Origin of the sequence: Streptomyces sp. NPDC056452, from assembly GCF_042796085.1 — a bacterium.
Classification (GTDB): domain Bacteria; phylum Actinomycetota; class Actinomycetes; order Streptomycetales; family Streptomycetaceae; genus Streptomyces.
This window is the reverse complement of sequence record NZ_JBHTRI010000008.1, coordinates 1-25,230: the sequence shown is the minus strand read 5'-3', so window position 1 is coordinate 25,230 and position 25,230 is coordinate 1. Positions and strand designations below refer to the sequence as shown.

Below are 25,230 nucleotides of genomic sequence, written 5' to 3'. Positions count from 1 at the left end.
TGACTGGGCACGGGTGGGTGGGCAGCCCGGGGCATTCGGAGGGCCGGTGCGCGACCCCCCCGCGGATCCGAGCTCATGAAGCTCTCTGAACGCCTCAACATTACTACACGGCGTTCAATGTCTGCACGGAGTACTGTGGCTCAACACTGTTAGGCTGTCAAACATGGGAGAAGCGACGCAGAGCCGGAGAGCCCGACTGAGGGCGGAGACCACGTCTGAGATCAAGACGATTGCGCTCAAGCACATGGCGGCCAGCGGTCCGGCCTCCATCTCGTTGCGGGCCATCGCTCGCGAGATGGGCATGACGGCAGGTGCTATCTACAGCTACTTCACCAGCCGTGACGACCTCATCACCGCCCTCACGGCCGATGTCTACGACTCACTGGCGAACGTCCTCGAAGCGGCGCACGAGGCGGCTCCGTCGGGCAGCGCCACCGAAAAGGTGCTCGCCCACGCACACGCCTACCGGAGGTGGGCCATCGCCCATCCCGAGGAGTTCCGCCTCGTCTACGGGGACCCGGTGCCCGGCTACACGCCCCCCGAGGCCGGCGCCGCGCAGGAGGCGGAGCACCGGCTGTGTGCGGTGCTCCTCGGTCTCGTCGCCGCGGCATGGCCCCAGGCGGCGGCGTCCCGGGCAGGCTGCGACTACGAGTGGTCCGACTTCCGGCCGAGCCTGGTCGCCATGGCCCGCGAGTCCTTCCCGGACCTGCCGCCCGCGGCTGTCGCGCTGTGCCTGCGGGTGTGGAGCCGGATGCACGGGCTCCTCGCGCTGGAGGTCTACGGGCACCTGCGCCACCAGGTCGTGGATCCCGCGAAGCTGTACGAGACCGACATGCACGACCTGATCCGCACACTGGGCCTCGCGTCGCCGGAAGGGCATCCGGCGACCGCCTGACGCACAGGGCCTGCCGGTGCCTTCCGGGCACCGACAGGCCCTGTCACGTTTCCGCGGTGTCGGGCGTCGGAGGTCGGGTGCCGGCCTCAGGCGAAGAAGCCGTGCACCTGTCGCAGCCGGCCGTCCTCGATGAGGACCGCGTCGTACCCCCTGGCCACCGGGGCGTCCACGCCCGCCGGTCCGAGCTTCCAGGAGAAGAGCGCGGTGCCGTGGTGCGAACCGATCAACTCCCCGAGGCTGAAGACCAGGTCGCCGAACTTCTTCCGTTCCTGGCCGATGTAGACAGTGATGTCCTCGGGTCCCGTGGCCGCGACATTGGGATCGATGTAGTCCCCGTCTCCGGTGAACAGTTCCCCGGCGAGCTCACGACGCCTGATGTCGTCCGTCTCGTTCCACAGGCCGATGTACCGCTGGACGAGGTCGAGAACGTCCTGGCTCACTTGACCTCCCCCAGCGTCACGGGCAGCTCCGCGAGGCTGCGGATGGCCAGCGCGCCGTTCGTGCGCGGGGTCTCGGTGACCAGCTCGACGTCGTACGCGGTCAGTGCGTTGAGCCCTACCTGGGTGAGCAGCCTGGCGATCGGAGCGGCCACGCAGAAGTGGATGCCGTGGCCGAAGACGAGGTTGCGGCTGGGCGTACGGGTCAGGTCGAGGTCGGCCGCGTTCGGGTAGAAGGCCTCGTCCCGGTTGGCCGCGCCGAGGAGCAGGAAGACCTCGTCGCCCGGCTCGACGGACACACCGTTGATCTCGGCGGACTCCAGGACCGTGCGGTTGGCGAGCTGCACCGCGGAGTCGTACCGCATCAGCTCCTCGACCGAGTTGGCGACCTTGTCCGGGTTGGCGCGGAACCACTCCAGCTGTGCGCGGTGGCGCAACAGGCCCAGTGCGCTCAGCCCCATCATCGCCTGCGGGGCGCTGAAACCCGCGAGGAAGATGTTGGCGGCTGTGGTGAGCAGCTCGGTCTCGTTGAGCTTCTCACCGTCCTGCTCCACCGCGACGAGCTCGCTCATCAGGTCGTCGACCGGCTTGGCGCGGCGCTGCTCGATCAGCTCGACGGAGATCTCGACGAAGCCCTCACGGGCCTCCATCCTGGTCGCGAGCTCCGCCTCGTTGAGGGTGTACTCGGGGTCGAGGCCCCGGCCCGCGTCGTTGGCGAAACCGATGCAGCGCTCCAGGTACTTCTCGGGCACGCCGACCAGGACGTTCAGCACATAGGCACCGAGCGGGCGGAAGTACTTCGATGCGAGGTCGATCTCGCCGGAGCCGTGCTCCGTCCGCAGCGCGGCCAGCAGATCGGCGGCGTACTTCTCCGCCTGCGGCCGTACCCGCTCCACGGTCCGCGGCGTGAACACCTTGTTCACCAGGGACCGGATACGGGTGTGGTCCGGCGGGTCCATGAACATGAAAGCGCGACGGAGCCCCTCATCGGTGGGTATGAGGGTGTCCTGCACCCCCGCACCGTCGCCGCGTCCGAAGCGCGGATCACGCATCAGGTCGGAGATCTCCTTGTAGCCCAACACGGCGACACCGGCAGAGGTGCGGATGACCTGGCCGTGCTCCGCGCGCAGCTTCTCGTAGACCGTGTACGGGTCCGAGTGGTACTCCGGGTCGAAGGGGTCGTACGGCAGCACCTCGGGTGCGTCGGACGAGGGAATGACGTCGGACTGTGTCATGTGACCGATCCTGTCTGGGAGTTGGCAAGTGACGTGATGGGGCCGATGACCTCGGAGGTCATTCGGCTGCGGGGACGAGCTCGACCGGCATGTCCAGAATCACGGTGTGCTTGTTGTTGGGCGCGTAGGTGACGGGTGCAGTCGTCCTGATCTCCGCGACCTGGTCCAGCAGCGCCTCCAGGACGAGCCGGATCTCCAGCCGGCCGACCTCGTCACCCATGCAGAAGTGGGTGCCGGTGCCGAACGACAGATGCGGGTTCGGGTTCCGCCGGATGTCGAACACATCCGGATCGGGGAAGACGTCCTCGTCCCGGTTCGCCGACGGCCACCAGAAGGTGACCTTGTCGCCGGCCTTGATCTGCGCCCCCCGCACTTCCGTGTCCCGCGTCGCGGTACGGCGGTTGTACGGATTGGGAGGGTTCCAGCGCAGCGCCTCCTCCAGCGCGCCCGGCAGCAGCGAACGGTCCTCGCGCAGTGCCTTCCACTGGTCGGGATGACCGGCGAACGCCTGGACCGCCGCGGCGATGGTGTTGCGGGGCTGCTCGAATCCCGTGATCAGGAGAAGCGTCAGGTTGGCCTCGCGCTCGTACGGGGACAGGGCGTTCTGCCCGCCCTCCGCGCTGATGTCACCGGACGCGAGGACAGCGCCCAGATCGTCGCCCGGCAGACCCCGCTTGGCGTCCAGCAGCGCCTTGAAGTAGGCCTGCATGGCGTGGAACGTGGTCGTCGAGAACTCATCGACCTTGCCGGTGCGGCGGTTGACGAATCCCAGTACCCCGCGGCCCCACTCGGCGAGCCGCTCCCAGTCCTTGCGCGGCACGCCCAGCATCAGCGCGATGGCACGCAGCGCGAACGGTTCCGCGACCTCACCCATGAAGTCCACGCTGCCGCGGGCAACGGCGTCGCCCACGAGCTCCGCAGCGATCTCCCGCAACTCGCTCTCGAGGCCTTTCGCCACCCTGCCGGTCACGGCGGGGGTCAGCAGACGCTTGATCAGCTCGTGGCGCGGATTGTCCATCATGGCGAACAGCACCCCGGCGTGCACGCCGAAAGGGAGGTCCTCCAGATGGGAACCGCCGCCGGACCGCCCGCCGCCGCCCTGCGCCGAGAACGCCGTATCGCCCCCGGCTGCCACGATGTCGGCATGCCGGGTGAGTACCCAGAAGCCTTCGCCGTCCGCAGTCGTGCCCGGGGGATGGAACAGAACCGGGGCCTCCTTCCGCAACCGGGCGAATACGTCGTAGGGGACGCCGGCGGAGTAGAGGGACTGGTCCGTGAGGTCGAAACCGCCCAGAACATCGGGGAGTTCACTCATGAGAACCTCGCATTCTTCTGCCTGTACACATCAATTCCTGATCAGGTCGTCAGAGGTTGTTCCGGCCAGCCAGCTGCCGCTCACCTTCGCGAAGTCCGGCTCGACCGGGGTGTGCAGTTCACGCCAGTGGGAGGAGACGCGGTGCAGGGCCGCGGTGCAGTGGATGTCGGCGAGTTCCTGGCCCTCGCTCTCCGCGGTGCCGGCGGTCCGGCTCGCGCGGGAGAGCACCGCGCACATGGTGAAGATCTCGGTGGCGATGCGGCCGATCAGGAGAACCGTCCGCTGCTGTGCGAACAGCTCTTCCTGGGCCGGGTAGGTGCGGATCAACGACGCGCACAGCCTGCCCAGTTCGGCCAGCTGTTGGTCGGCATGCCGCAGATGCTCCTGGTTGGCCGGCGACAGCTCCGGGTCGCCGGCCGACGCGCCGCCACCGGGCGCCGGCTGCTCGGCCTTCCCCGCGTAGTGGCGGTTCAGCAGCAGTCGGCCCGCCTGCTCGTCGAGCCGGAAGTCGATGTTCCCGGCGATCCGCAGGCCGCGTGCATCCCGGAAGGCACGGTCCAGCGGAATGGCCGGGGCACCGCGCCGTGCCTTACTGGCCGTGGTCTCGAACCCCTCGGCCGCGAGCAGCGACATCGTCCGGTCCACCACGCGCCAGCACGTGGTCGTCAGAATGTTCTTGGCCACGAACCGTTCGAACAGCTGGTCCTGAGGGCCCGGTCCGCTCAGGGTCCAGCGCACGGCGCTGTCCATCGCGAAGACGTCGGCGAGTGTGGTGGCCACGATGCGCTGCACCGAATCGTAGGAGCCGAGCTCCCGGCCGTCGACGGAGCGCCGTGCGACAAAATCGCGCGTCCAGGCAAGACAGTTCCGGGCGATCGCCAGTGCCGGGGCACCGGTGAAGTACGTGCGGCCCGTCAATGCCATCAGACCGACGAGCGGCGGGAGTTGGTCCCCGGTCGGATCCAGCAGCGCATGCTCGCGCGGGACCCGGACGTCGTCGAGGACCAGCGCCCCGTTCGGCAGCCCCCGGCTGCCCAGGTAATCCAAGGAGGAAGCCACCCGGAAGCCCGCGGCGTCCCGGGTGTCGACGAAGAACGCGCCGACCCGCCTCCGGCCGTCGGCGACCACGGTGGCCGACACCCCCAGCAGATCGGCGACGGTCCCGTGCCCGGTGAACAGCTTCCGGCCACGGAGCAGATAGGAGGAGCCGTCCTCGGTGAGCGTGGCGGTCATCGAAGGGAAGGCGTTGTTCTGTCCCGATTCATCGGTGTCGGCGAACCCGGAGACCGTCCCCTCCGCGATGCGGCGGCGAACGAAGTCCCGCAGCTCGCCGGCGGGAATCGCCGGAAGCATGGCGCCCGCGCCGACACCTGCCTGGATACCGAGGACCTGTCCGGCCGGAACCGACCAGGCGGACACCCGCTCGATGACCCGGAAGGCGTTGTACGAGGAGAGGCCGAGGCCGCCGATCTCCGGGTCCGCGCGGAGCCGGAGATAGCCCCGTTCCTGAAGTCCCGCCAGGAAGCCGTCGGGCAGCCGGCGGGTGCCGTCGACGACCTCCGGGTCCAGAACGGACTCGACGAAGTCCCCGGCCTCCTGGACGACACGGTCACCGGCGTCCCGGTCGCCGGGTTCCTGCGTGGGGAATTCCCGGAGTGAGGGCCACAAAAGCTTTCCCGCGTCGAAGCTTTCCAGGAATTCGGCTGTGGAACGCGGACGGATACCGGGGAGGCTTGAACTCATGGCCGCAAGGATTCCTTCTGCCTCGGACGTACAACGCCCGTGACCGGGCCCTTACTTGCACGCTAGTGACAGAGGGCCCCTATCGCATACCCCAGATCAGGAATGCGGAAGACCCCTACCAATTCCCGTTGCTCGCGGTGCGTGCGGCATCGAGAGCCCGTCCCCAGTCCGTCGGCCCGGCCGCCACCGCGCGCAGCGCACGCGTCCCGGCCGGACGCAGACCGATGCTCACGGCGCCCCGGGCCAGGTCCCGGTCCCCGTACAGGGCAAGCATCTTGGGAGGTCGGTCCGGAGTGCCGGGATCGGCGCGGAGCACTTCGACGCGGTCCGCCCCGGCGGTCACGCCGTACGCCTGCATCCGCCAGCCGTACTGATCCGACCAGAAGTACGGCACCGGCGCGTACGCGGTCGGCGGTGCGTCGATGACGCCGAGCGAGGCCAGGACGTTGCGTGCCACGACCGTGCCCTGCTCGGAGGCGTTCATACGGTGCTCGACCCGCATGGTCCGCCCGTAGCGCGGATGCCACCAGCGTGCCACGTCCCCCGCCGCGAAGACGCCGGGCGCCGCGGCACAGAAGGCGTCGCAGCCGACGCCGTCGGTGAGGTCGAGACCGCTTCCCGCCAGCCAGTCGGTCGCCGGGACCGACCCGACGGCCAGCACCACGACGTCCGCGGGGACCAGCTCCTGCCCGTCCAGATGGACACCGGCCACCCGGCCGCCCGCGGTCAGCAGGCCGGTCACGGTCCGGCCGGTCCGCACGCGCACGCCGTGGCGCCGGTGCTCGTGTGCGATCAGGAGGCCGAGCGAGCCGCCGAGGACCGGGGCCATCGGCTGGTCGTCGACGGTGATCAGCGTGACGTCCAGCCCCAGTCCACGTGCGGCGGCCGCCACTTCGGTGCCCAGCACACCACCGCCCACGACGGCCACCGGGCCACCGGCCACGAGGTCCTTGCGCAGCGCCAGGGCATCATCGAGGGTTCTGAGCACATGGACGCCCGCGACGCCCTCGGTGCCGGGAAGCCGACGGGGACGGACCCCGGTCGCGACGACCACCGCGGTGCAGTCGAGTTCCTCGCCCGTCCCGAGAGTCAGCCGGCGGGCCGGTACGTCCAGGGCCGTGGCCCGGACGCCGAGTCGTACGTCGAGGGAGAGCCGCTGTTCCAGGTGGCCCGGGTCACCACCCGCCTCCGAATCCGGGGGGCCGTCGCCCGCCAGGACCGCCTTCGACAGCGGCGGTCGCTCGTACGGCAGTCGTGTCTCCTCGCTGATCAGGGTCAGCGGGCCGTCGTAACCGCCCCGGCGCAGCCCCTCGGCCGCTGCCGTGCCTGCGGCCGACATCCCGACAACGACGATTCCGGCGGCGGCGCTCACCCCTCCACCTGAATGGCCATGCCGGGACACACGGCCTCCGCCTCACGAACGGCCGCGTGCCGCTCGGCCGGAGGCTCGGGGAGAAGAACCAGGACGGAGCCGTCGTCGGCCTGGTCGAAGACGTCCGGGGAAATCAGTACGCACTGGCCCGCGGCGCAGCACTTGACAGGGTCGACGGAAACGCGCATGGAAAAGACTCCTCCACGGAGAGGGAAAGGGAAGAATGAATTGCTGGACAAGAAGAGGAATACGTTGCGGCAACGGGATTGTGCGGTCCGCGCCTCAGTCCTTGATTTCGCAGATCGTGGCGCCGGAGGAGACGGAGCTGCCGACTTCGGCGGCGAGGCCCTTGACGGTGCCGGAGCGGTGCGCGTTGAGGGGCTGTTCCATCTTCATCGCTTCGAGGACGACGATGAGGTCGCCTTCCTTGACTTCCTGGCCTTCCTCGACGGCGATCTTGACGATGGTGCCCTGCATGGGGGAGGCGAGGGTGTCGCCGGAGGCGGCGGAGCCGGCCTTCTTCGCGGCACGGCGCTTGGGCTTGGCGCCGGCGGCGAGGCCGGTGCGGGCCAGGCTCATGCCGAGCGAGGAGGGCAGGGACACCTCGAGGCGCTTGCCGCCGACCTCGACGACCACCGTCTCGCGGCCCGACTCCTCGTCCGCTTCGGTGTCCGCGGGGACGGCGAAGGCGGGGATGGTGTTGACGAACTCCGTCTCGATCCACCGGGTGTGGACGCGGAACGGGTCGGCGGTGAACGCCGGGTCGGCGACGACGGCACGGTGGAAGGGGATGGCGGTGGCCATGCCCTCGACGGTGAACTCGCCCAGCGCGCGGGCCGCGCGCTGCAGCGCCTGCTCACGTGTCGCACCGGTCACGATGAGCTTGGCGAGGAGGGAGTCCCAGGCGGGGCCGATGACGCTGCCGGACTCGACGCCCGCGTCGAGGCGGACACCGGGGCCGGAGGGCGGGTTGAAGGTGGTGACGGTGCCGGGGGCGGGCAGGAACCCGCGGCCGGGGTCCTCGCCGTTGATCCGGAACTCGAAGGAGTGGCCGCGCACGGCGGGGTCGCCGTAGCCGAGCTCCTCGCCGTCGGCGATGCGGAACATCTCGCGGACGAGGTCGAGGCCGGTGACCTCCTCGGTGACCGGGTGCTCGACCTGGAGGCGGGTGTTGACCTCGAGGAAGGAGATCGTGCCGTCGGTGCCGACGAGGAACTCCACGGTGCCGGCACCGACGTAGCCGGCCTCCTTCAGGATGGCCTTCGACGCGGCGTACAGCTCGGCGTTCTGCGCCTCGGAGAGGAACGGCGCGGGGGCTTCCTCGACGAGCTTCTGGTGGCGGCGCTGAAGCGAGCAGTCACGGGTGGAGACGACGACGACGTTGCCGTGGGAGTCGGCCAGGCACTGGGTCTCCACGTGGCGGGGCTTGTCGAGGTAGCGCTCGACGAAGCACTCGCCGCGCCCGAACGCGGCGACGGCCTCACGGACGGCGGAGTCGTAGAGCTCGGGGATCTCCTCGAGGGTGCGGGCGACCTTCAGGCCGCGCCCGCCGCCGCCGAAGGCGGCCTTGATCGCGATCGGCAGGCCGTTCTGCTCGGCGAACGCGACGACCTCGTCCGAGCCGGAGACCGGGTCGGGGGTGCCGGCGACGAGCGGGGCGCCGGCACGCTGGGCGATGTGCCGGGCGGCGACCTTGTCACCGAGGTCACGGATCGCCTGCGGGGGCGGGCCGATCCAGGTCAGGCCCGCGTCCAGGACGGCCTGGGCGAACTCGGCGTTCTCCGAGAGGAAGCCGTAGCCGGGGTGGATCGCATCGGCCCCGGAGTCCTTGGCCGCCTGCAGGACCTTGCCCATGTCCAGGTAACTGGCCGCCGGAGTGTCACCGCCCAGAGCGAACGCCTCGTCGGCCGCGCGGACATGCAGAGCATCCCGGTCCGGATCGGCGTAGACCGCTACGCTCGCGATTCCGGCATCCTGGCAAGCCCGAGCAACGCGGACAGCGATTTCGCCACGGTTGGCGATGAGCACCTTGCGCATGATTCTCCCAGTCACCTCCGTCGCTGTCATGACGCGTACTTCCAGGAACCCGCCGGAGTACCGAACCTGCGGCCGGTGCGGCCCCAGGTCACCTTCGCGGGTGTGGCGGCAAGGGAACCGGCAGACGATTCGGGCTGCTGGCCGACTGTCATCAACACGGCCAGCACCGCGGCCAGTTCCTCCTGACTCGGGTTGCCGTGCAGCACTTTCAGAGCGTTCATCTCTTCGCCTTCACGCAGGGGGGTTGCCGTGTTTGCGGGACGGGAGGTCCGCGTGCTTCGACCGCAGCATGGCCAGTGAGCCGATCAGCGCGGCACGCGTGTCGCGCGGATCGATCACGTCGTCGACCAGCCCGCGCTCCGCCGCGTAGTAGGGGTGCATCAGTTCCGACTTGTACTCCTTGATCTTCTGCTGCCGTACCGGCTCGGGGTCCTCGGCACCGGCGATCTCGCGGCGGAAGATGACGTTGGCCGCGCCCTCCGCACCCATGACGGCGATCTCGTTGGTCGGCCAGGCCAGGGAGATGTCCGTACCGATGGAGCGGGAGTCCATGACGATGTACGCGCCGCCGTACGCCTTGCGCACCACCACGGAGATCCGGGGCACGGTCGCGTTGCAGTAGGCGTACAGCAGCTTGGCGCCGTGCCGGATGATGCCGCCGTGCTCCTGGTCCACACCCGGCAGGAAACCCGGCACGTCCACCAGGGTCACCAGGGGGATGTTGAAGGAGTCACACGTGGTGACGAAGCGCGCGGCCTTCTCGCTCGCATGGATGTCCAGCACACCGGCCATGGAGGAGGGCTGGTTGGCGACGATGCCGACCACGTGACCGTCGAGCCGGGCGAAGGCGCAGATGATGTTGGTCGCCCAGGCGGAGTGCACCTCGAAGTAGTCGCCGTCGTCGACGACTTCCTCGATCACGGCCCTCATGTCGTACGCCTGGTTCGCGTCGGCGGGCACGAGGTCGAGCAGTGCGTCGTTGCGGCGGTCCGCGGGATCCGAGACGGGGGCGACCGGCGCCATCTCGCGGTTGTTCTGCGGCAACAGGGAGAGCAGGTAGCGCACTTCCTCGAGGCAGGTCTCCTCGTCGTCGTACGCGAACCCTGCGACGCCGGAGACAGAGGCATGGACGTCCGCGCCTCCGAGGCCGTTCATGGTCACCTCCTCACCGGTCACGGTCTGTACCACGTCGGGTCCGGTGATGAACATCTGCGAGGTCTCGCGCACCATGAAGACGAAATCGGTCAGGGCCGGTGAGTACGCCGCACCGCCGGCGCACGGTCCGAGCATCACGCTGATCTGCGGAATCACACCGGAGTTACGGGTGTTGCGCTGGAAGATCCCGCCGTAGCCCGCGAGGGCGGTCACGCCTTCCTGGATCCGTGCGCCGGCGCCGTCGTTGAGACTCACCAGAGGAGCGCCCGCGGCCTCGGCGAGATCCATCAGCTTGTGGATCTTGGCGGCGTGGGCCTCTCCCAGGGCGCCGCCGAAGACACGGAAGTCGTGCGCGTAGACGAACACCGTCCGCCCGTGCACGGTGCCCCAGCCGGTCACGACGCCGTCCGAGTGGTGGCGCTTCCTCTCGAGCCCGAAGCCGGTCGCCCGGTGGCGGCGCAGGGCCTCGATCTCCTGGAACGACCCCTTGTCCAGCAGAAGGCCGATCCGCTCCTGCGCGGTCAGTTTGCCGCGCGCGTGCTGCCGTTCCGTAGCCTGCGGATCCGGCCCCTGCCGGGCCAGTTCCTTGAACGCGTGCAGTTCGTCGATGCGTTCCTGGGTTGTCACGGTGTACCTCCTGCAATCGGTTGGGGGCGGGCCGGGTCAGGCCGCCGCATCGGCCAGCAGGCGCTGCGCCCGCTCCCAGTCGGCGGGCGTCCGCCCGCTCGCGGCGACATAGCCGTCCGGCCGCAGCAGCACGAACCCCGCTGTGCCGCGGCGCACATGGCTGTGGACCACCAGACGCGGCCACAGACCGGAAAGCGCCCGGCCGCGCCGCAGCGGATCCCCGCCCGCGGAGCCCAGCGTCAGGAGCCGGTAGCGGTCGGGGTCCTGCGAGGACGTCGCCCAGTGGGGCGAACGGGTACCGACGGCCGGAAGCCGGTGACCCGTGAATGCGGGCAGGCGCCGACCGGAGGACTCCGGGTCCGGATAGCGGACCCGCCAGCCCGCGAGCAGCGGTGCGAACCAGCGCCGCAGGACTCCCGCGCTCTCCAGCGTGCTCCACGCTGTGTTGCGGACGCGTGCGGCCGCCGGTCCGAGAGTGAAGATCCGCAGGAACTGGCGCGTGTTGTGGACGATCTGCTCGGCGGCGAGCAGCCGCTCCGGCCCGTAACTGTCGAGGACGGAAGGCCGCAGGGTGCCGTTTACGGCTCCGGCCAGCTTCCAGACCAGGTTGTGCACGTCCTGCAGGCCGAGGTTGAGACCCTGGCCGCCGATGGGGGAGTGGGTGTGGGCGGCGTCGCCCACGAGGAAGCACCGCCCCGCGCGGAACTCGGCCGCGATCCGCTCCTGGCTGCTGAAGCTGTTGACCATGTCGAGGGATTCGACACGCAGCCCACCGGGCCCGCGCTCGTCCAGGAGCAGCTGTACCCCTTCCTGGGTGAGCGGGTGGCCGGCGGGGACGGCCGCCGATATCCGGACCCGGTTGCCGGGCATCGACGCGAAGACGACGGAACCACTGCGGCCCAGGAAGTAGTGGACCGCGTCGTCCGCGGGGCGCCCCTCGATCCGGCCCTCCGCGAGGAGGAAGTTCACCGGCACCTCGGCGCCGACGAATTCGATGCCCAGGTGTTCCCGCACGGGGCTGCGGACACCGTCCGCAGCGATCAGCCAGTCCGCCTCGATGCGCACCGGCCCGTCGGGACCGTCGGCGCGGACGGTGACCACATCGTCGGCCGGGGCCACCTCCGTGACGGTGACGCCTCGTTCCACGCGTCCGCCGAGCTCCTTGAGCCGGTGTTCGAGCAACTCGCAGGTGATCTCCTGCGGCAGCATCAACGGTTCATTGAGCGCCCCGAGTTCGACCGTCAGCGTCCGCCCGCCCGCAAGGTGGTACCGGTTCGACCTGATGCGCAGCCCACGCTGCTCAGCCTGCTCCGCCACCCCGAGCTCGCGGAAGATCCGCAGCGTCGGCGCATGCAGCTGGACAGCGCGCGAACCGACGTGCGGAGAGTGCTGGGCCTCCACGACCCGGGCGCGCACACCCCGCTGCCACAGTGCGCACGCGGCGGCCAGGCCGACCGGCCCGGCGCCCACGATCAGTACCGGAACTCGCTGTGTCATGTCGTCCGCCGCTCCTGGCTCGTTGTGGGTGCTGCTGCCGGGGCTCATGCCTGTTCCGGTGCTTCGAGGGCGGCCAGCCAGTGGCCGACGGTCCGTGCCGCGTCCCCCGCGTGCTCCTCGATCATCGAGAAGTGGTCGCCGGGCACATCGGCCGTGTACGGGATCCGCCACGACGACAGCCGGCCGGCACCGTCCGCCTCGCCCGCCCCCGGCACCGGCTCGACCGGCCGGGCCAGCAGCACCGGCGCCTTGACGGCCGTGGGCCGCCAGCCGTCGAGCAGGCGCAGATAGCCGCTCATCGCAGTCAGCCGGGCATCCTCGAAGCTGCCGAACTCCGTCAGCCTCCGGGCCATCCCCGCCATCAGCGCGTGCTCGGTACCCGCCAGGGCCGCTTCCCCCGGTACGAAGGTGTCGAGCAGCACGAGGGCGTCGGGGAAGACCCCGGACTCCTCCAGTCTGCGTACGGCCTCGTGGGCGATGACCCCGCCCGACGAGTAGCCGACGAGGACGAACGGTTCGCCGTCCGTGCACCGCCGCACCGCCTCCGCCGACGCCTCGGCAATCGCGTCGAGCGATGCGGGCAGTTGCTCCCCGTCCCTGAATCCGGGCAACGACAGCGCGAACACGCCGCGTTCACCGGCGAACGGCGCCGCGAAGCGGGCGAACTGGTGCGGTCCGGAGGTCGCGAGGACCGTCGGGAAGCACAGCAGCCGCGGCGCGCCGGATCCTTCCGAGAGGCGCACCACCTCAGGAAGCCGGGGCTGTTCCGGTGTGAACACCGTGCGCTCCTGCGTGAGGTCGGCCAGGCGCGCCATGAACCCCTCGCCCGTGCCGCTCTCATAGGCCTGCGCGAACTGCGCGCCCAGCCCCGCGGTTCCCGCTCCGGCGTCTCCCGCACCTGCCAGCTGTTCGTCGAGATGGCGAGCCAGGGCCTCGGGGGTCCGCCGGTCCAGGATCACCCGGGCCGGCAGCCGCAGCCCGGTCGCGGCGTCCAGCCTGTTGCGCAGAGCCACCCCGGTCACCGAGTCCATGCCCAGCTCCAGGAACTCACGCCGGGCCACGACCGCGGCCGGGTCCGAGTGGCCGAGTACCGCCGCGAGTTCGCCCCGTACCAAGTCGAGCAGGAGCTCGTGACGCTGCGCCGGAGACAGCCCGGGAAGCCGTCCGACGATGCTCCTCGTACGGTCCGCCGAAGCCGCGCCGGTCTCCCTACGGATCTCCCTGACCTGAGGGATCTCCGAGATGAGGGAGCTCTGCCCGGTGCCGTCGAAGACCCGTGTGAAGCGGTCCCAGACGATGTCGGCGAGAACGATCGTCGCGCCCGCGGGACTGAGCGCACGCTCGAACGCGGCCAGTGCCGGAGCCGGACGCAGAAGGGGAAGCCCGCGCCGGCCGAGGCGCTCACGCCGGGCCTCCTCGAGGGCGGCGGCGGCAGGTTCGTCCGGCTCGCTCTCCCATATGCCCCAGGCTTGCGCCGTGGCGGGCAGCCCGCGGGCCCTGCGGTGCGCCGCCAGAGCGTCGAGGTGGGCGTTGGCAGCCGCGTACCCGGCCAGGCCGAGCCCGCCGCCCAAGGTGGCGGTGATCGACGAGAACAGTACGAAGGCCGTCAGTCCGGCGTCCGCCGTCAGCGCATGCAGGTTCTCGGCCCCGAGCACCTTGGTGCGCAGCAGGTGTTCCAGGCTCTCACCGGTCAGTGTGTCCAGCGGAGTGTCCTCCAGCAGCCCCGCCGTGTGCACGACCGCGGCCAGGGGCGCTTCCTCAGGTACGTCGGCCAGCAGCACCGCCAGCGCGTCCCGGTCGGCCACGTCGCACGTGGCCACGGTCACCTCGGCACCCAGGGCGGTGAGTTCGGCCTTCGCGTCGGCCACCGATTCCGGCGCGGTGCCTGGGTCGGTGGTCAGGAGCAGACGGGCGTTCCCCCTTTCTGCCAGCAGACGGGCCACATGCCTGCCCATGCCCTCGACACCGCCCGTGATCAGGACGGTTCCGCTCTCCCGGAAGGCGGTACCGGAGCCCGCAGCGGGCCCGGGGGCCGGTACGAGACGCCGTACGAGCACGCCTCCGGGACGCAGCGCCGCCTGGGTCTCGCCGCCCGTCGCCGCGAGCAGCGAGACCAGCCGGGCGAGCGTCCGGTCGTCCAGCTCGTCCGGCAGATCGATCAGGCCGCCCCAGACCTGCGGAGTCTCGATCGCGGCGATCTGTCCCAGGCCCCAGATCTGGGCCTGCTCCGGGCTGTTGACCCGGTCGCGGGGGTCGGCCGGGACCGCGCCGCGCGTCAGCGACCACACCGGTGCGGCGAACGGTGCGTCGGACAACACCTGCAGGAGCAGCACCGTACCGGCGAGAGCGGGTCCGGCCGCCGTGCCCCGCCCGGCAACCGGTCCGAACGGCAGCAGAGAGACGATGCCCGCCACGCTCCCGCCGCCCGCCGCGTCCGCCAGCCGGCGCGCCAAGACCTCACGGCCCTCCGCCACGTCCACCTGAACCGGCAACGGGTGCCCGCCCGCATTCCGCACGGCACCGGCAACAGCCTCGGCCGCCTCCTCCGCGTCGCTGCCCGCCGGACGGACCAGCAGCCACTTGCCGGACAGCAGCGCCTGGGCCGGCTCGGCGGCGGGGCGCCACACCGCCTGATAGCGCCACGCGTCGGCGGCGCCGATCTCCTTGCTGTCGCGCCGCCACGAGGACAGTGCGGGCAGCAGCTCGCCGAGGGCCGTGGGGTCCGTCAGACGCAGGGACGAGGCGAGTCCAGCCAGGTCCTCGCGCTCCACGGCATCCCAGAAGGCCTCGTCCACGGACCGCGTGCCGGTGCCCGACGCGGCTCGGCCGTCGGCCGGGTCCACCCAGTAGCGGCGCCGCTGGAAGGGGTACGTGGGCAGCTCGACCGCCGTACGGCCGGTGCCGAACACGGACCCCCAGCCGACCGGCAGCCCACGGACGTACGCCTCCGACAGCGACTGGAGGAACCTCTTCGGATCACCGCTGCCGCGCCGCAGGGTGCCGGTCACCAACGCCTCCGCGCCGGCGTCCTCGACGGTCTCCTCCACACCGAGCACCAGCACCGGGTGCGCGCTCGACTCGACGAACACGTCGAAGCCGTCCTCCAGCAGGGTACGGACGACCGGCTCGAAATTGACCGGCCGCCGGCAGTTCTCGAACCAGTAGCCGGCGGTCAGCTCCGGGCCGTCCAGCACCTGGCCCGTCACCGTCGAATACAGCGGAATGCTTCCCCTGCGCGGCTGTACGAACGCGAGCAGATCGGCGAGGCGCTCACGCAACGGGTCGACCTGCGCGCAGTGCGAAGCCACGGTGGCGGGCACGATCCTGGCCCGGATCTCACGCGCCGTCAGTGCCGCCACCAGGTCCTGGAGAGCCTCGGGCTCACCGGCCACCGTCACCAGCCGCGGGCTGTTCACGCCGGCGACGGCCAGCCGGTCCCCGTACGGCTCCAGCCAGCCGTCCATCTCCTTTCGGGACAGCCCGACCGATGCCACGGCCCCGTGTCCCATCAGCTCGTCGGCGAACAGCTGCGACCGCAGGACGACGATGCGCGCGGCGTCCTCGAGGGTGAGCGCACCCGCGACACAAGCCGCCGCTATCTCTCCCTGCGAGTGCCCGACGACGGCGTCCGGCTCGACTCCGTGGTGGCGCCACAGCGCGGCCAGCGACACCATCACCGAGAACAGAACCGGCTGGACGACCTCGATGCGGTCCATCGACGGCGCGCCTTCACGCTCGCGCAGCACATCCTCGACCGACCAGTCGACATGGGCCCCGACAGCGGCGTCGCACGCGCGCAAGCTTTCCGCGAACACCGGCGCACCGTCGATCAGGTCCACCGCCATGCCCGTCCACTGCGAGCCCTGTCCCGGAAAGACGAAGACCGTCTTCCCGCGCTCCCTGGCAACGCCGGCGACCAGACGTACCGACGACTCGCCACGGGACAGCGCCTCCAGCCCCGCGGCCAGCTCGGTCGCGTCGCCGCCCAGGACGACAGCCCGGTGGTCCAGAGCCGACCGGGTCGCCACGAGCGAGTGGCCCACATCTGCCGGCGACAGCTCGGGGCGGGCGTGCAGGTGAGCACGCAACCGGGTCGCTTGTGTCCGCAGCGCCGCATCACCGCGCGCCGACAGCAGATAGGGGACCACCGGAAGCACCGCGGGCTCCGCCGGCTCGTCACCGGCACCCGCCCGCTCGTCCTCCGCGCGCGGGCCCTGTTCCAGGACCACATGGGCGTTGGTGCCGCTCATGCCGAACGCCGAGACTCCTGCGCGGCGTACCCGGCCCGTCTCCGGCCACGCCTGCCGCTCGGTCAGGAGCTCGACCGCCCCCGAGTCCCAGTCGACGAAGGGCGACGCCTCGTCCGCGTGCAGCGTGCGGGGCAGAAAACCGTGCTGCATCGCCTTGACCATCTTGATGACGCCGACGACTCCGGCGGCTGCCAGCGTGTGCCCGACGTTCGACTTCACCGACCCCAGCCACAAAGGCTGTCCGGAGTCCCGGCCCTCCCCGTACGTGGCGAGCAGGGCCTGCGCCTCGATCGGGTCACCGAGCCTCGTACCGGTGCCATGGGCCTCCACCGCGTCGACGTCGGCGGGGGCGAGACCTGCCGAGGCGAGCGCCGATCGGATGACACGCTGCTGGGACGGCCCGTTGGGGGCGGTCAGCCCGTTGCTGGCCCCGTCCTGATTGACGGCGCTGCCCCGCAGCACCGCCAGGACGTTGTGGCCGTTGCGGAGTGCGTCCGACAACCGCTCCACCACCAGCACGCCCACGCCCTCGGCGAAGCCCGTACCGTCCGCGCCCGCACCGAACGCCTTGCAGCGCCCGTCGGGTGAGAAGCCCCGCTGGCGGCTGAAGTCCACGAAACCGGTGGGAGTGGCCATCACCGTGACACCTCCGGCCAGTGCCAGTGAGCACTCGCCCCGGCGCAGCGCCTGCGCGGCCAGATGGAGTGCCACCAGTGAGGACGAACAGGCGGAGTCGACGGTGACGGCCGGACCCTCCAGCCCGAAGAGGTAGGAGACCCTCCCCGACAGCACACTGGCCGCCGACCCCGTCATCCGGTACGCCTCGATCTCCTCCGGTGCCGAGGTGAGCAACACCTGGTAGTCGGAGGTGACACAGCCCGCGTAGACACCCGTGCTGCTGCCACGCAGCGTGGCCGCGTCGATGCCCGCCCGTTCGAAGGCTTCCCAGGACGCCTCCAGGAACAGCCGCTGCTGGGGGTCCATGGCCAGAGCCTCGCGCGGCGAGATCCCGAAGAACTCGGAGTCGAACTCACCGGCGTCGTACAGGAATCCACCGCTCCTGGTGTACGACTTGCCCGGCCGGTCCGGCTCGGGGTCGTAGAGCCCGTCCACGTCCCAGCCGCGGTCGGCGGGGAACTCCGAAATCGCGTCCGTACCGGACTCGACCAGATCCCACAGATCCTCCGGCGACCGGACGCCGCCGGGGAGACGGCAGCTCATCCCGACGATCGCGATCGGTTCGGAGGCGGAGTCCTCGGCCTCCTGGAGCTTCAGCCGGGCGTCGCGCAGCTCGACCGTGACCCGCTTCAGATAGTCCCGCAGCTTCTTTTCGTCAGACATCGTGTTCCTCGCTGGTTCAATGCCGTGGTGCTCGGCGGACATCGGGTCAGGGCGTGCCGAGTTCGGAGTCGATGAGGTCGAAGAGGTCGTCGTCGTCCTCCGCCTCCCGGAGTCGGTCCGCAAGCTCGTCGGTCGATCCCGTCACCGGGACCGCGGTGGCTTCCAGGCCGGACAACAGGGTCCTGAGCCGGGCCGCGGCCCGGTCCCGCACGCTTCCGTCGGCCGCCGACCAGGCGTCCCCCAGCCGGTCCACCTCCTCGTCGAGGGAGGCCACCGGGATGTCCGGGGCGAGCGCCGCACCGATGTGTGCCGCCAGGTCCGCCGGCGTGGGGTGGTCGAACGCCAGCGTCGCCGACAGCTTCAGGCCGGTGGCCGCGTTCAGCTTGTTCCGCAGGGTCACGGCAGCCAGTGAGTCGAAGCCGAGCTCCTTCAGCGAGCGCCGCGGTTCCACAGCCTCCTTGCCGGAGTGCTTCAGGGCGGCAGCGATCTCGGTACGCACCAGGTCGAGTACCCGGCGCTCACGCTCCTGGCCGGACAGCGAGCCGAGGGTCACGGCCAGGCTCTCGTCGGCCGCTGGTTCGGCAGCCGGCTCCGAGGTCGCCGTCACCGCGTCGGCACGTGACCGCGACGGCTCTGAGAGCCGTCGCCGCCAGGCCGACAGCACGGACAGCGCCTCACCCAGGACCGAGGCGTCCTCCGCGCCCACCGTGGCCGCCAGGGATTCGAGGTCCTCACGCTCGACGGCTTCCCAGAATCCGGCTTCGACGGAACCGGTGGGCGCCACCGTGTCGGGAGCCTCCATCCAGTAGCGCCGGCGCTGGAACGGGTAGCCGGGAAGGCCCACCAGCGGCTGCGCCGCCGAACCGGCGTACACCGCACTCCAGTCGACCTCGGCGACACCACGTACGTGGGCCTCGGCGACGGCGGCCGCGAACGTCTCCACCTGCGGATGTCCACGGCGCAGCGTCGGTACGAGAACCGGATCGGGTCCGGCCGGGCCGGTCAGCGAGTCCTGCGCCAGCGCGGTGAGGACGGCGTCGGGTCCGAGTTCGAGGTAGGTGGTGACGCCTGCCTGGGCGAGGGTGGTGATGCCGTCGTGGAAGCGGACGGTTTCGCGGACGTGGCGTACCCAGTAGTCGGGGGAGGTGAGCTGTTCGGTGGTTGCGGTGGTGCCGGTGACGTTGGAGATGACGGGGATCTGTGGAGCCTGGAAGTTGAGGTTCTCGATGGTGGCCCGGAATTCGTCGAGCATGGGGTTCATGTGGGGGGAGTGGAAGGCGTGGCTGACGCGTAGGCGGCGGGTTTTGATGCCTTGTTCGGTGAGGGTGGTTTCGAGGTTCTCGAGGGTGGTGCGGTCGCCGGAGAGGACGGTGGAGGTGGGTCCGTTGACGGCGGCGATGGATACGTGGTGTTCGTGTCCGGTGAGGTGGGGGGTGATGTCGTCTTCGGCTGCGAGGGCGGAGAGCATGGTGCCGTTGGCGGGGAGTGCCTGCATGAGGCGGCCTCGGGTGGCGACGAGGGTGCAGGCGTCGGCGAGTGAGAGGACGCCGGCGGCGTGGGCGGCGGCGACCTCACCGATCGAATGGCCCATCAGATGGTCGGGTCGCAGCCCCCAGGACGTGGCCAGTCGGAAGAGCGCCACCTCGAGAGCGAACAGCGCTGCCTGGGTGTAGGCCGTCTCGTCGAGCAGCTCAGCCTCTTCCGACCCTTCCGTCGAGAAGATGATGTCCATCAAGGGGCGGTCCAACTGCCCGTCGAACGCCGCACAGATGGCATCCATCGCCTCGGCGAAGACGGGGTAGGCGTCGTACAACTCCGCCCCCATACCCGGGCGTTGACTGCCCTGCCCGGTGAACAGGAAGGCGAGCTTGCCGCCGTCGACGACTCCCTCACCTTCCGGGCTCCGCACCAGGCCGGGGGCGGAGCCGCCGGTGGCGAGAGCCACCAGGCCCGACATCAGCGACTCGTCGTCGGTGGCGAGGATGACGGCTCGGTGGTCGTGGGCGGCGCGGGTGGTTGCGAGGGCGAGGCCGAGGTCGTGGGCGGTGGTGTCTGGGTGTGCCGTCATGTATGCCGAGAGCTGGGCGCCCTGCTGGGTGAGGGCTTCGGGGGTTTTGGCGGATATGGGGAGGAGTGTGGTGGAGGGTTTGGTGTGGGTGGGTGTGGGTGTGTTGGTGGGTGTGGTGGGGGGTTGTTCGAGGATGACGTGGGCGTTGGTGCCGCTGATGCCGAAGGAGGAGATGGCGGCGCGGCGGGGTTTGCCGGTGGTGGGCCAGGGTTGTGTGTGGGTGAGGAGTTGGACTGTTTGGGCGTCCCAGTCGATGTAGGGGGAGGGTTCGTGGGCGTGGAGGGTGGGGGGGAGTGTTGCGTGTTGGATGGCTTTGACCATTTTGATGATGCCTGCGACGCCGGCTGCGGCTTGGGTGTGGCCGATGTTGGATTTGAGGGAGCCGAGCCAGAGGGGTTGTTGGGGGGTGTGGTGTTGGCCGTAGGTGTTGATGAGTGCTTGGGCTTCGATGGGGTCGCCGAGTCGGGTGCCGGTGCCGTGGGCTTCGATGGCGTCGATGTCGGCGGGGGTGAGGTTGGCGTTGGTGAGTGCGGTGTGGATGACGCGTTGTTGGGAGGGGCCGTTGGGTGCGGTGAGGCCGTTGCTTGCGCCGTCCTGGTTGATGGCGGTGCCGCGGATGGTGGCGAGGATGGTGTGGTTGTTGCGTTGGGCGTCGGAGAGCCGTTCGAGGACGAGGACGCCTACGCCTTCGGACCAGCCGGTGCCGTCTGCTGTTGCGGAGAAGGGTTTGCAGCGTCCGTCGGGTGCGAGTCCGCGTTGGCGGCTGAATTCGATGAAGGTGCTGGGTGTGGACATGATGGTGACGCCGCCGGCGAGGGCGAGTGAGGTCTCGCCCTGGCGCAGTGACTGGGTGGCCATGTGGAGTGCGACGAGGGAGGAGGAGCAGGCGGTGTCGACGGTGACTGCCGGACCCTCCAGACCGAAGGTGTAAGAGATCCTTCCGGTGTTCACACTGCCCGTGTTTCCGGTGCCGACATATCCCTCCAGGTCCTCCGGCACGACGGGCAGGCGAGTCGCGTAGTCGTGGTACATGACACCTGCGTAGACGCCGGTGCTGGTGCCGCGGAGGGTGGTGGGGTCGATGCCGGCGTCCTCGAAGGCCTCCCAGGAGGCTTCGAGCAGCAGCCGCTGCTGCGGATCCATCGCGAGTGCCTCACGGGGCGAGATCCCGAAGAACTCGGCATCGAAGTCGGCGGCATCATGCAGGAACCCGCCCCTGCGAACGTACGTCGTGCCGGGGGCCTCAGGGTCGGGATCGTACAGCGACTCCAGATCCCAGCCGCGGTTCTCCGGGAACCCCGAGATCGCGTCTCCGCCGGAGGCCACCAACTCCCACAGGTCGTCGGGCGAGTTGATGCCCCCGGGGAAGCGGCTGCTCATTCCGACGATCACGATCGGGTCGTCATCGACGACGGTCGCGTCGGTCGCGCGGACCGCTGAGTCGGCCACCGTCCCGGATCCCGTGTTGTCGATTTCGGTGCGCAGGAGTTGGGCGACGGCGAGGGGGCTGGGGTAGTCGAAGACGAGGGTGGCCGGGAGGCGTAGTCCGGTGGTCTTGTTGAGGCGGTTGCGTAGTTCGACGGCGGTGAGTGAGTCGATGCCGAGTTCCTTGAAGCCCCGGCGCCCGTCGACCGCCTCCGAACCGGAGTAGCTCAGCGCTGCCGCGACCTCGGTCCTCACCAGATCCAGCAGGAAGTCGTCCCGCTTCTCCGGGGTGAGGCCGGCCAGCCGTTGCGTCAGCGAGCCGGCGGACGCAACGCCGCCCGACTGCGCTGCTCGGCGCGCGGTCGTCCGGATCAGCCCGCGCAGGACGTACGGAATCTCACCGCCCTGGGACCGGAGTCCCGTGGCGTCGAGCACCATCGGCACCACATCGGGCAGCCCCGATGTCAGCGAGGTGTCGAACAGCTCCAGACCGTGTGCCGGCTCCAGCGCCCCGATGCCCGTGCGGGACAGACGGGCCAGATCGGCCTCGCTGAGTGCCGCGGCCATGCCTCCGTCGGACCAGGGCCCCCAGGCCAGGGACACGGCGGGCAGCCCGAGGCTCCTGCGGTGGTGGGCCAGCGCGTCCAGGTAGGAGTTGGCGGCAGCGTAACTCCCCTGCCCCGCGGTGCCGTAGGTGCCGGCCACCGATGAGAAGAGGGCGAAGGTGGTGAGGTTGTGGTGGCGGGTTGCTTGGTGGAGGTTCCAGGCGGCGTCGGTTTTGGGGCTGAGGACGGTGGAGACGCGTTGGGGGGTGAGGGTGGTGAAGATGCCGTCGTCGAGGATGCCTGCGGCGTGGATGACGGCGGTGAGGGGGTGTGCGGTGGGGATGGTGTCGAGGAGGTTGTCGAGTGCGGTTGGGTCGGTGACGTCGCAGGCGGCGAGGGTGATGTGGGCGCCGAGGTTTGTGAGTTGGTCGTGGAGTTGTTGGGCTCCGGGGGCGTTGTTGCCTCGGCGGCTGACGAGGAGGAGGTGGCGCGTGCCGTGGTGGGTGATGAGGTGGCGGGCGAGGAGTCCGCCGAGTGCTCCGGTGGCGCCTGTGATCAGAACCGTGCCCTCGGGATCGAAGGGTGTCTCGGTTGCTTCGGTTGCTTCCGGTGTGGTGAGGCGGGTGAGTCGTGGGGTGAGGAGCTTCCCGTTGCGGAGGGCGAGTTGGGGTTCGGTGGTGGTGAGGGCGGTGGGCAGGATGGTTTCGAGGTTGGTGGGGTGGTCGAGGTCGAGGAGGATGATGCGGTCGGGGTTTTCGGTTTGTGCGGTGCGCAGGAGTCCCCAGGCGGCGGCTCCTGCCAGGTTGTGGGTGTCTTCGTCGGGGGTGGTGGCCATGGCGTTGTGGGTGACGACGACGAGTCGTTCGTGGTCGGGGCGGTCTTCGGCCAGCCACTGCTGGGCGTGTGCCAGTGCGGTGTGGACTGTGTCGTGGACGGGTTCTCCGGTGGGGAGCTGAACGACGGTGGCACCGGCGATGTCCTCGGTCGTCGGACCGGTTGCGGTTGTGGCCGGCACCCACTCCACCCGGAACAGAGCATCGTGCTGGGCCGACCGGGCGACGCCCTTGAGCTGCTCGGAGGAGGCGGCACGCAGAGTAAGTGAGTCGACCTGGGCGAGCGGCTGCCCGGTGGCGTCGGCCAGGAGCAACGAGACCGCGTCCGGACCTGCCTTGGCCAGCCGCACGCGTGCGGCGGCGGCACCCTGGGCGTAGAGCCGGACACCGCTCCACGCGAACGGCAGCCGCAGATCGTCGGACGCCGGCAGCACGCCGAGTTCGATGGCGTGCAGGGCCGAGTCCAGGAGAGCCGGATGCAGACCGAACGCGCCCGCCGACTCCGACTGATCGTCCGGCAGCACGATCTCCGCGAATACCTCGGCACCGCGCTGCCAGACCGACCGCAGCCCCTGGAATGCGGGGCCGTAGTCGAAGCCCTTCGCGGCCAGCGTTCCGTACCAGCCGGTGAGGTCCACCGGCTCCGCGTCCGTCGGCGGCCAGACGTCGAGCGCGTCCTGGTTGCCGGACCGGGCGTCGAGGACGGACTGCGCGTCCGGGACGAGTACGCCCGTGGCGTGCCGTACCCACTGCTGATCGGCCGCATCGTCCTCTGCACGCGAGTGAACGCTGAACGAGCAGTGTCCCGACCCGTCCGGTTCACTCACCGAGACCTGTACCTGCACGCCACCGGACGAGGGGAGCACCAGCGGTGATTCCAACGTCAGTTCATCCACGGCCTGGCAGCCGACGAGGTCTCCCGCGCGGATCGCCAGCTCCACCAGGGCCGTGCCCGGGAAGAGGACTGTGTCCAGCACGGCATGGTCCGCCAGCCACGGGTGCTCGTCCAGGGACAGCCGGGAGGTGAGTACCAGACCGTCGGCGTCCGCCAGGTACACGGCCGCACCGAGCAACGGGTGTCCGGCTGGGCGGAGGCCCAGTCCGGTTGCCGAGGCGTCGGCGCTGCGCGAGGCATCGTGACTCAGCCAGTAGCGCTTGCGCTGGAAGGGGTAGGTGGGGAGGTCGAGGACCTGGGGTGTGTGGTGGGTGCCGTGGACGGCTTTCCAGTCGGGGGTGGTTCCGCGTGTCCAGAGGTGTGCGAGGGCGGTGTTGAGGGTGGCGGGTTCGGGGCGGTCCTTGCGGAGTGTGGTGAGGAAGGCGGGTTCGGTGCCGGTGGTGGTGTCGGGGATGCAGGCGCGGCCCATGGCGGTGAGGACGGCGTCGGGTCCGAGTTCGAGGTAGGTGGTGACGCCTGCCTGGGCGAGGGTGGTGATGCCGTCGTGGAAGCGGACGGTCTCGCGGACGTGGCGTACCCAGTAGTCGGGGGAGGTGAGCTGTTCGGTGGTCGCGATCGTGCCGGTGACGTTGGAGATGACCGGTATCCGGGGCGGTTGGAAGTCCAGGTTCTCGATGGTGGCCCTGAACTCGTCGAGCATGGGGTTCATGTGGGGGGAGTGGAAGGCGTGGCTGACGCGTAGGCGGCGGGTTTTGATGCCTTGTTCGGTGAGGGTGGTTTCGAGGCTCTCGAGGGTGGTGCGGTCGCCGGAGAGGACGGTGGAGGTGGGTCCGTTGACGGCGGCGATGGAGATGTGGTGTTCGTGTTCGGTGAGGTGGGGGGTGATGTGGTCTTCGGCTGCGAGGGCGGAGAGCATGGTGCCGTTGGCGGGGAGTGCCTGCATGAGGCGGCCTCGGGTGGCGACGAGGGTGCAGGCGTCGGCGAGTGAGAGGACGCCGGCGGCGTGGGCGGCGGCGACCTCACCGATCGAGTGTCCTGCGAGGTACTTCGGTCGCAGGCCGAAGTGCTCCGTCAGCCGGAACAGCGCAACTTCCAAAGCGAACAACGAGGCCTGCGTATAGAACGTCTGGTCGAGAAGCCCCTCGTCGTCGGTGAACATGATGTCGCGGAGGGAGCGTCCGAGGTGGGGGTCGAGGTGGGTGCACACCTCGTTGAGGGCTTCGGCGAAGACGGGGTGGGTGTCGTAGAGCTCTTTGCCCATGCCGGGGTACTGGCTGCCCTGGCCGGTGAAGAGGAAGGCGACGTCTCCGGTGACGGGTTCACCCTTGATCAGTCGGGGTGAGGTTCCGCCTGCGGCCAGCACGCTCAAGTCGTCGAGGACCTCTTCGTCGTCGGTGGCGAGGATGACGGCTCGGTGGTCCAGTGCGGCGCGGTGGACGGCGAGGGAGAGTCCGGTGTCGGTGAGGGACGCGGTCGTGGTCTTGAGCGTGTCGGCGAGGCGTCGTGCCTGGGCGCGGAGCGCTTCGGGGGTCTTGGCGGATATGGGGATCAGAGCGAACG

Annotated in this window: 13 protein-coding genes; 1 reads left to right on the top strand and 12 read right to left on the bottom strand. The window is 70.0% G+C overall.

Features of this window, described 5'->3' with window-relative positions:
- Positions 1 to 163 precede the first annotated feature (163 nt).
- Complete coding sequence (locus tag ACFQ6X_RS10280; RefSeq protein ID WP_383178869.1) at positions 164 to 895, top strand: TetR/AcrR family transcriptional regulator; 732 nt, start codon at positions 164 to 166, stop codon at positions 893 to 895.
- 86 nt (positions 896 to 981) lie between these two features.
- Here ACFQ6X_RS10280 and ACFQ6X_RS10275 read toward each other — a convergent pair whose 3' ends face one another.
- The 12 genes from ACFQ6X_RS10275 to ACFQ6X_RS10220 all read right to left on the bottom strand — a co-directional run.
- Entirely contained in the window at positions 982 to 1,335 is a 354-nt protein-coding gene (locus tag ACFQ6X_RS10275) for a nuclear transport factor 2 family protein (RefSeq protein WP_383178866.1), read from the bottom strand.
- Positions 1,332 to 2,567 (bottom strand): cytochrome P450, encoded by a 1,236-nt coding sequence (locus tag ACFQ6X_RS10270; protein WP_383178863.1) that lies wholly within the window; start codon positions 2,565 to 2,567, stop codon positions 1,332 to 1,334. The genes ACFQ6X_RS10275 and ACFQ6X_RS10270 overlap by 4 nt, the downstream gene beginning before the upstream one ends.
- Before the next feature lie 58 nt (positions 2,568 to 2,625).
- Positions 2,626 to 3,882, bottom strand: coding sequence for a cytochrome P450 (locus ACFQ6X_RS10265; RefSeq protein WP_383178860.1), 1,257 nt, complete (start codon positions 3,880 to 3,882; stop codon positions 2,626 to 2,628).
- Between the two features lie 30 nt (positions 3,883 to 3,912).
- Positions 3,913 to 5,625 (bottom strand): acyl-CoA dehydrogenase family protein, encoded by a 1,713-nt coding sequence (locus ACFQ6X_RS10260; protein WP_383178857.1) that lies wholly within the window; start codon positions 5,623 to 5,625, stop codon positions 3,913 to 3,915.
- A gap of 115 nt (positions 5,626 to 5,740) precedes the next feature.
- A complete protein-coding gene (locus ACFQ6X_RS10255) occupies positions 5,741 to 6,997 on the bottom strand; it encodes an NAD(P)/FAD-dependent oxidoreductase (RefSeq protein WP_383178854.1) in 1,257 nt (418 codons plus the stop codon).
- Positions 6,994 to 7,185, bottom strand: coding sequence for a ferredoxin (locus ACFQ6X_RS10250; protein ID WP_383178851.1), 192 nt, complete (start codon positions 7,183 to 7,185; stop codon positions 6,994 to 6,996). Before ACFQ6X_RS10250 ends, ACFQ6X_RS10255 begins: the two co-directional genes overlap by 4 nt.
- Positions 7,186 to 7,279: 94 nt before the next feature.
- Positions 7,280 to 9,034 (bottom strand): acetyl/propionyl/methylcrotonyl-CoA carboxylase subunit alpha, encoded by a 1,755-nt coding sequence (locus ACFQ6X_RS10245; RefSeq protein WP_383178848.1) that lies wholly within the window; start codon positions 9,032 to 9,034, stop codon positions 7,280 to 7,282.
- Between the two features lie 26 nt (positions 9,035 to 9,060).
- On the bottom strand, positions 9,061 to 9,255 hold the full coding sequence (locus ACFQ6X_RS10240) for an acyl-CoA carboxylase subunit epsilon (RefSeq protein ID WP_383178845.1): 195 nt from the start codon (positions 9,253 to 9,255) through the stop codon (positions 9,061 to 9,063).
- Positions 9,256 to 9,265: 10 nt separating this feature from the next.
- A complete protein-coding gene (locus ACFQ6X_RS10235; RefSeq protein WP_383178842.1) occupies positions 9,266 to 10,816 on the bottom strand; it encodes an acyl-CoA carboxylase subunit beta in 1,551 nt (516 codons plus the stop codon).
- Positions 10,817 to 10,852: 36 nt separating this feature from the next.
- A complete protein-coding gene (locus tag ACFQ6X_RS10230) occupies positions 10,853 to 12,313 on the bottom strand; it encodes an FAD-dependent monooxygenase (RefSeq protein ID WP_383178839.1) in 1,461 nt (486 codons plus the stop codon).
- 44 nt (positions 12,314 to 12,357) lie between these two features.
- Complete coding sequence (locus ACFQ6X_RS10225) at positions 12,358 to 17,946, bottom strand: type I polyketide synthase (RefSeq protein ID WP_383178836.1); 5,589 nt, start codon at positions 17,944 to 17,946, stop codon at positions 12,358 to 12,360.
- A 4-nt stretch (positions 17,947 to 17,950) separates the two neighbouring features.
- Positions 17,951 to 25,230, bottom strand: a 7,280-nt coding sequence (locus ACFQ6X_RS10220; RefSeq protein ID WP_383178833.1) for an SDR family NAD(P)-dependent oxidoreductase, incomplete at its 5' end; no start/stop codon positions are given.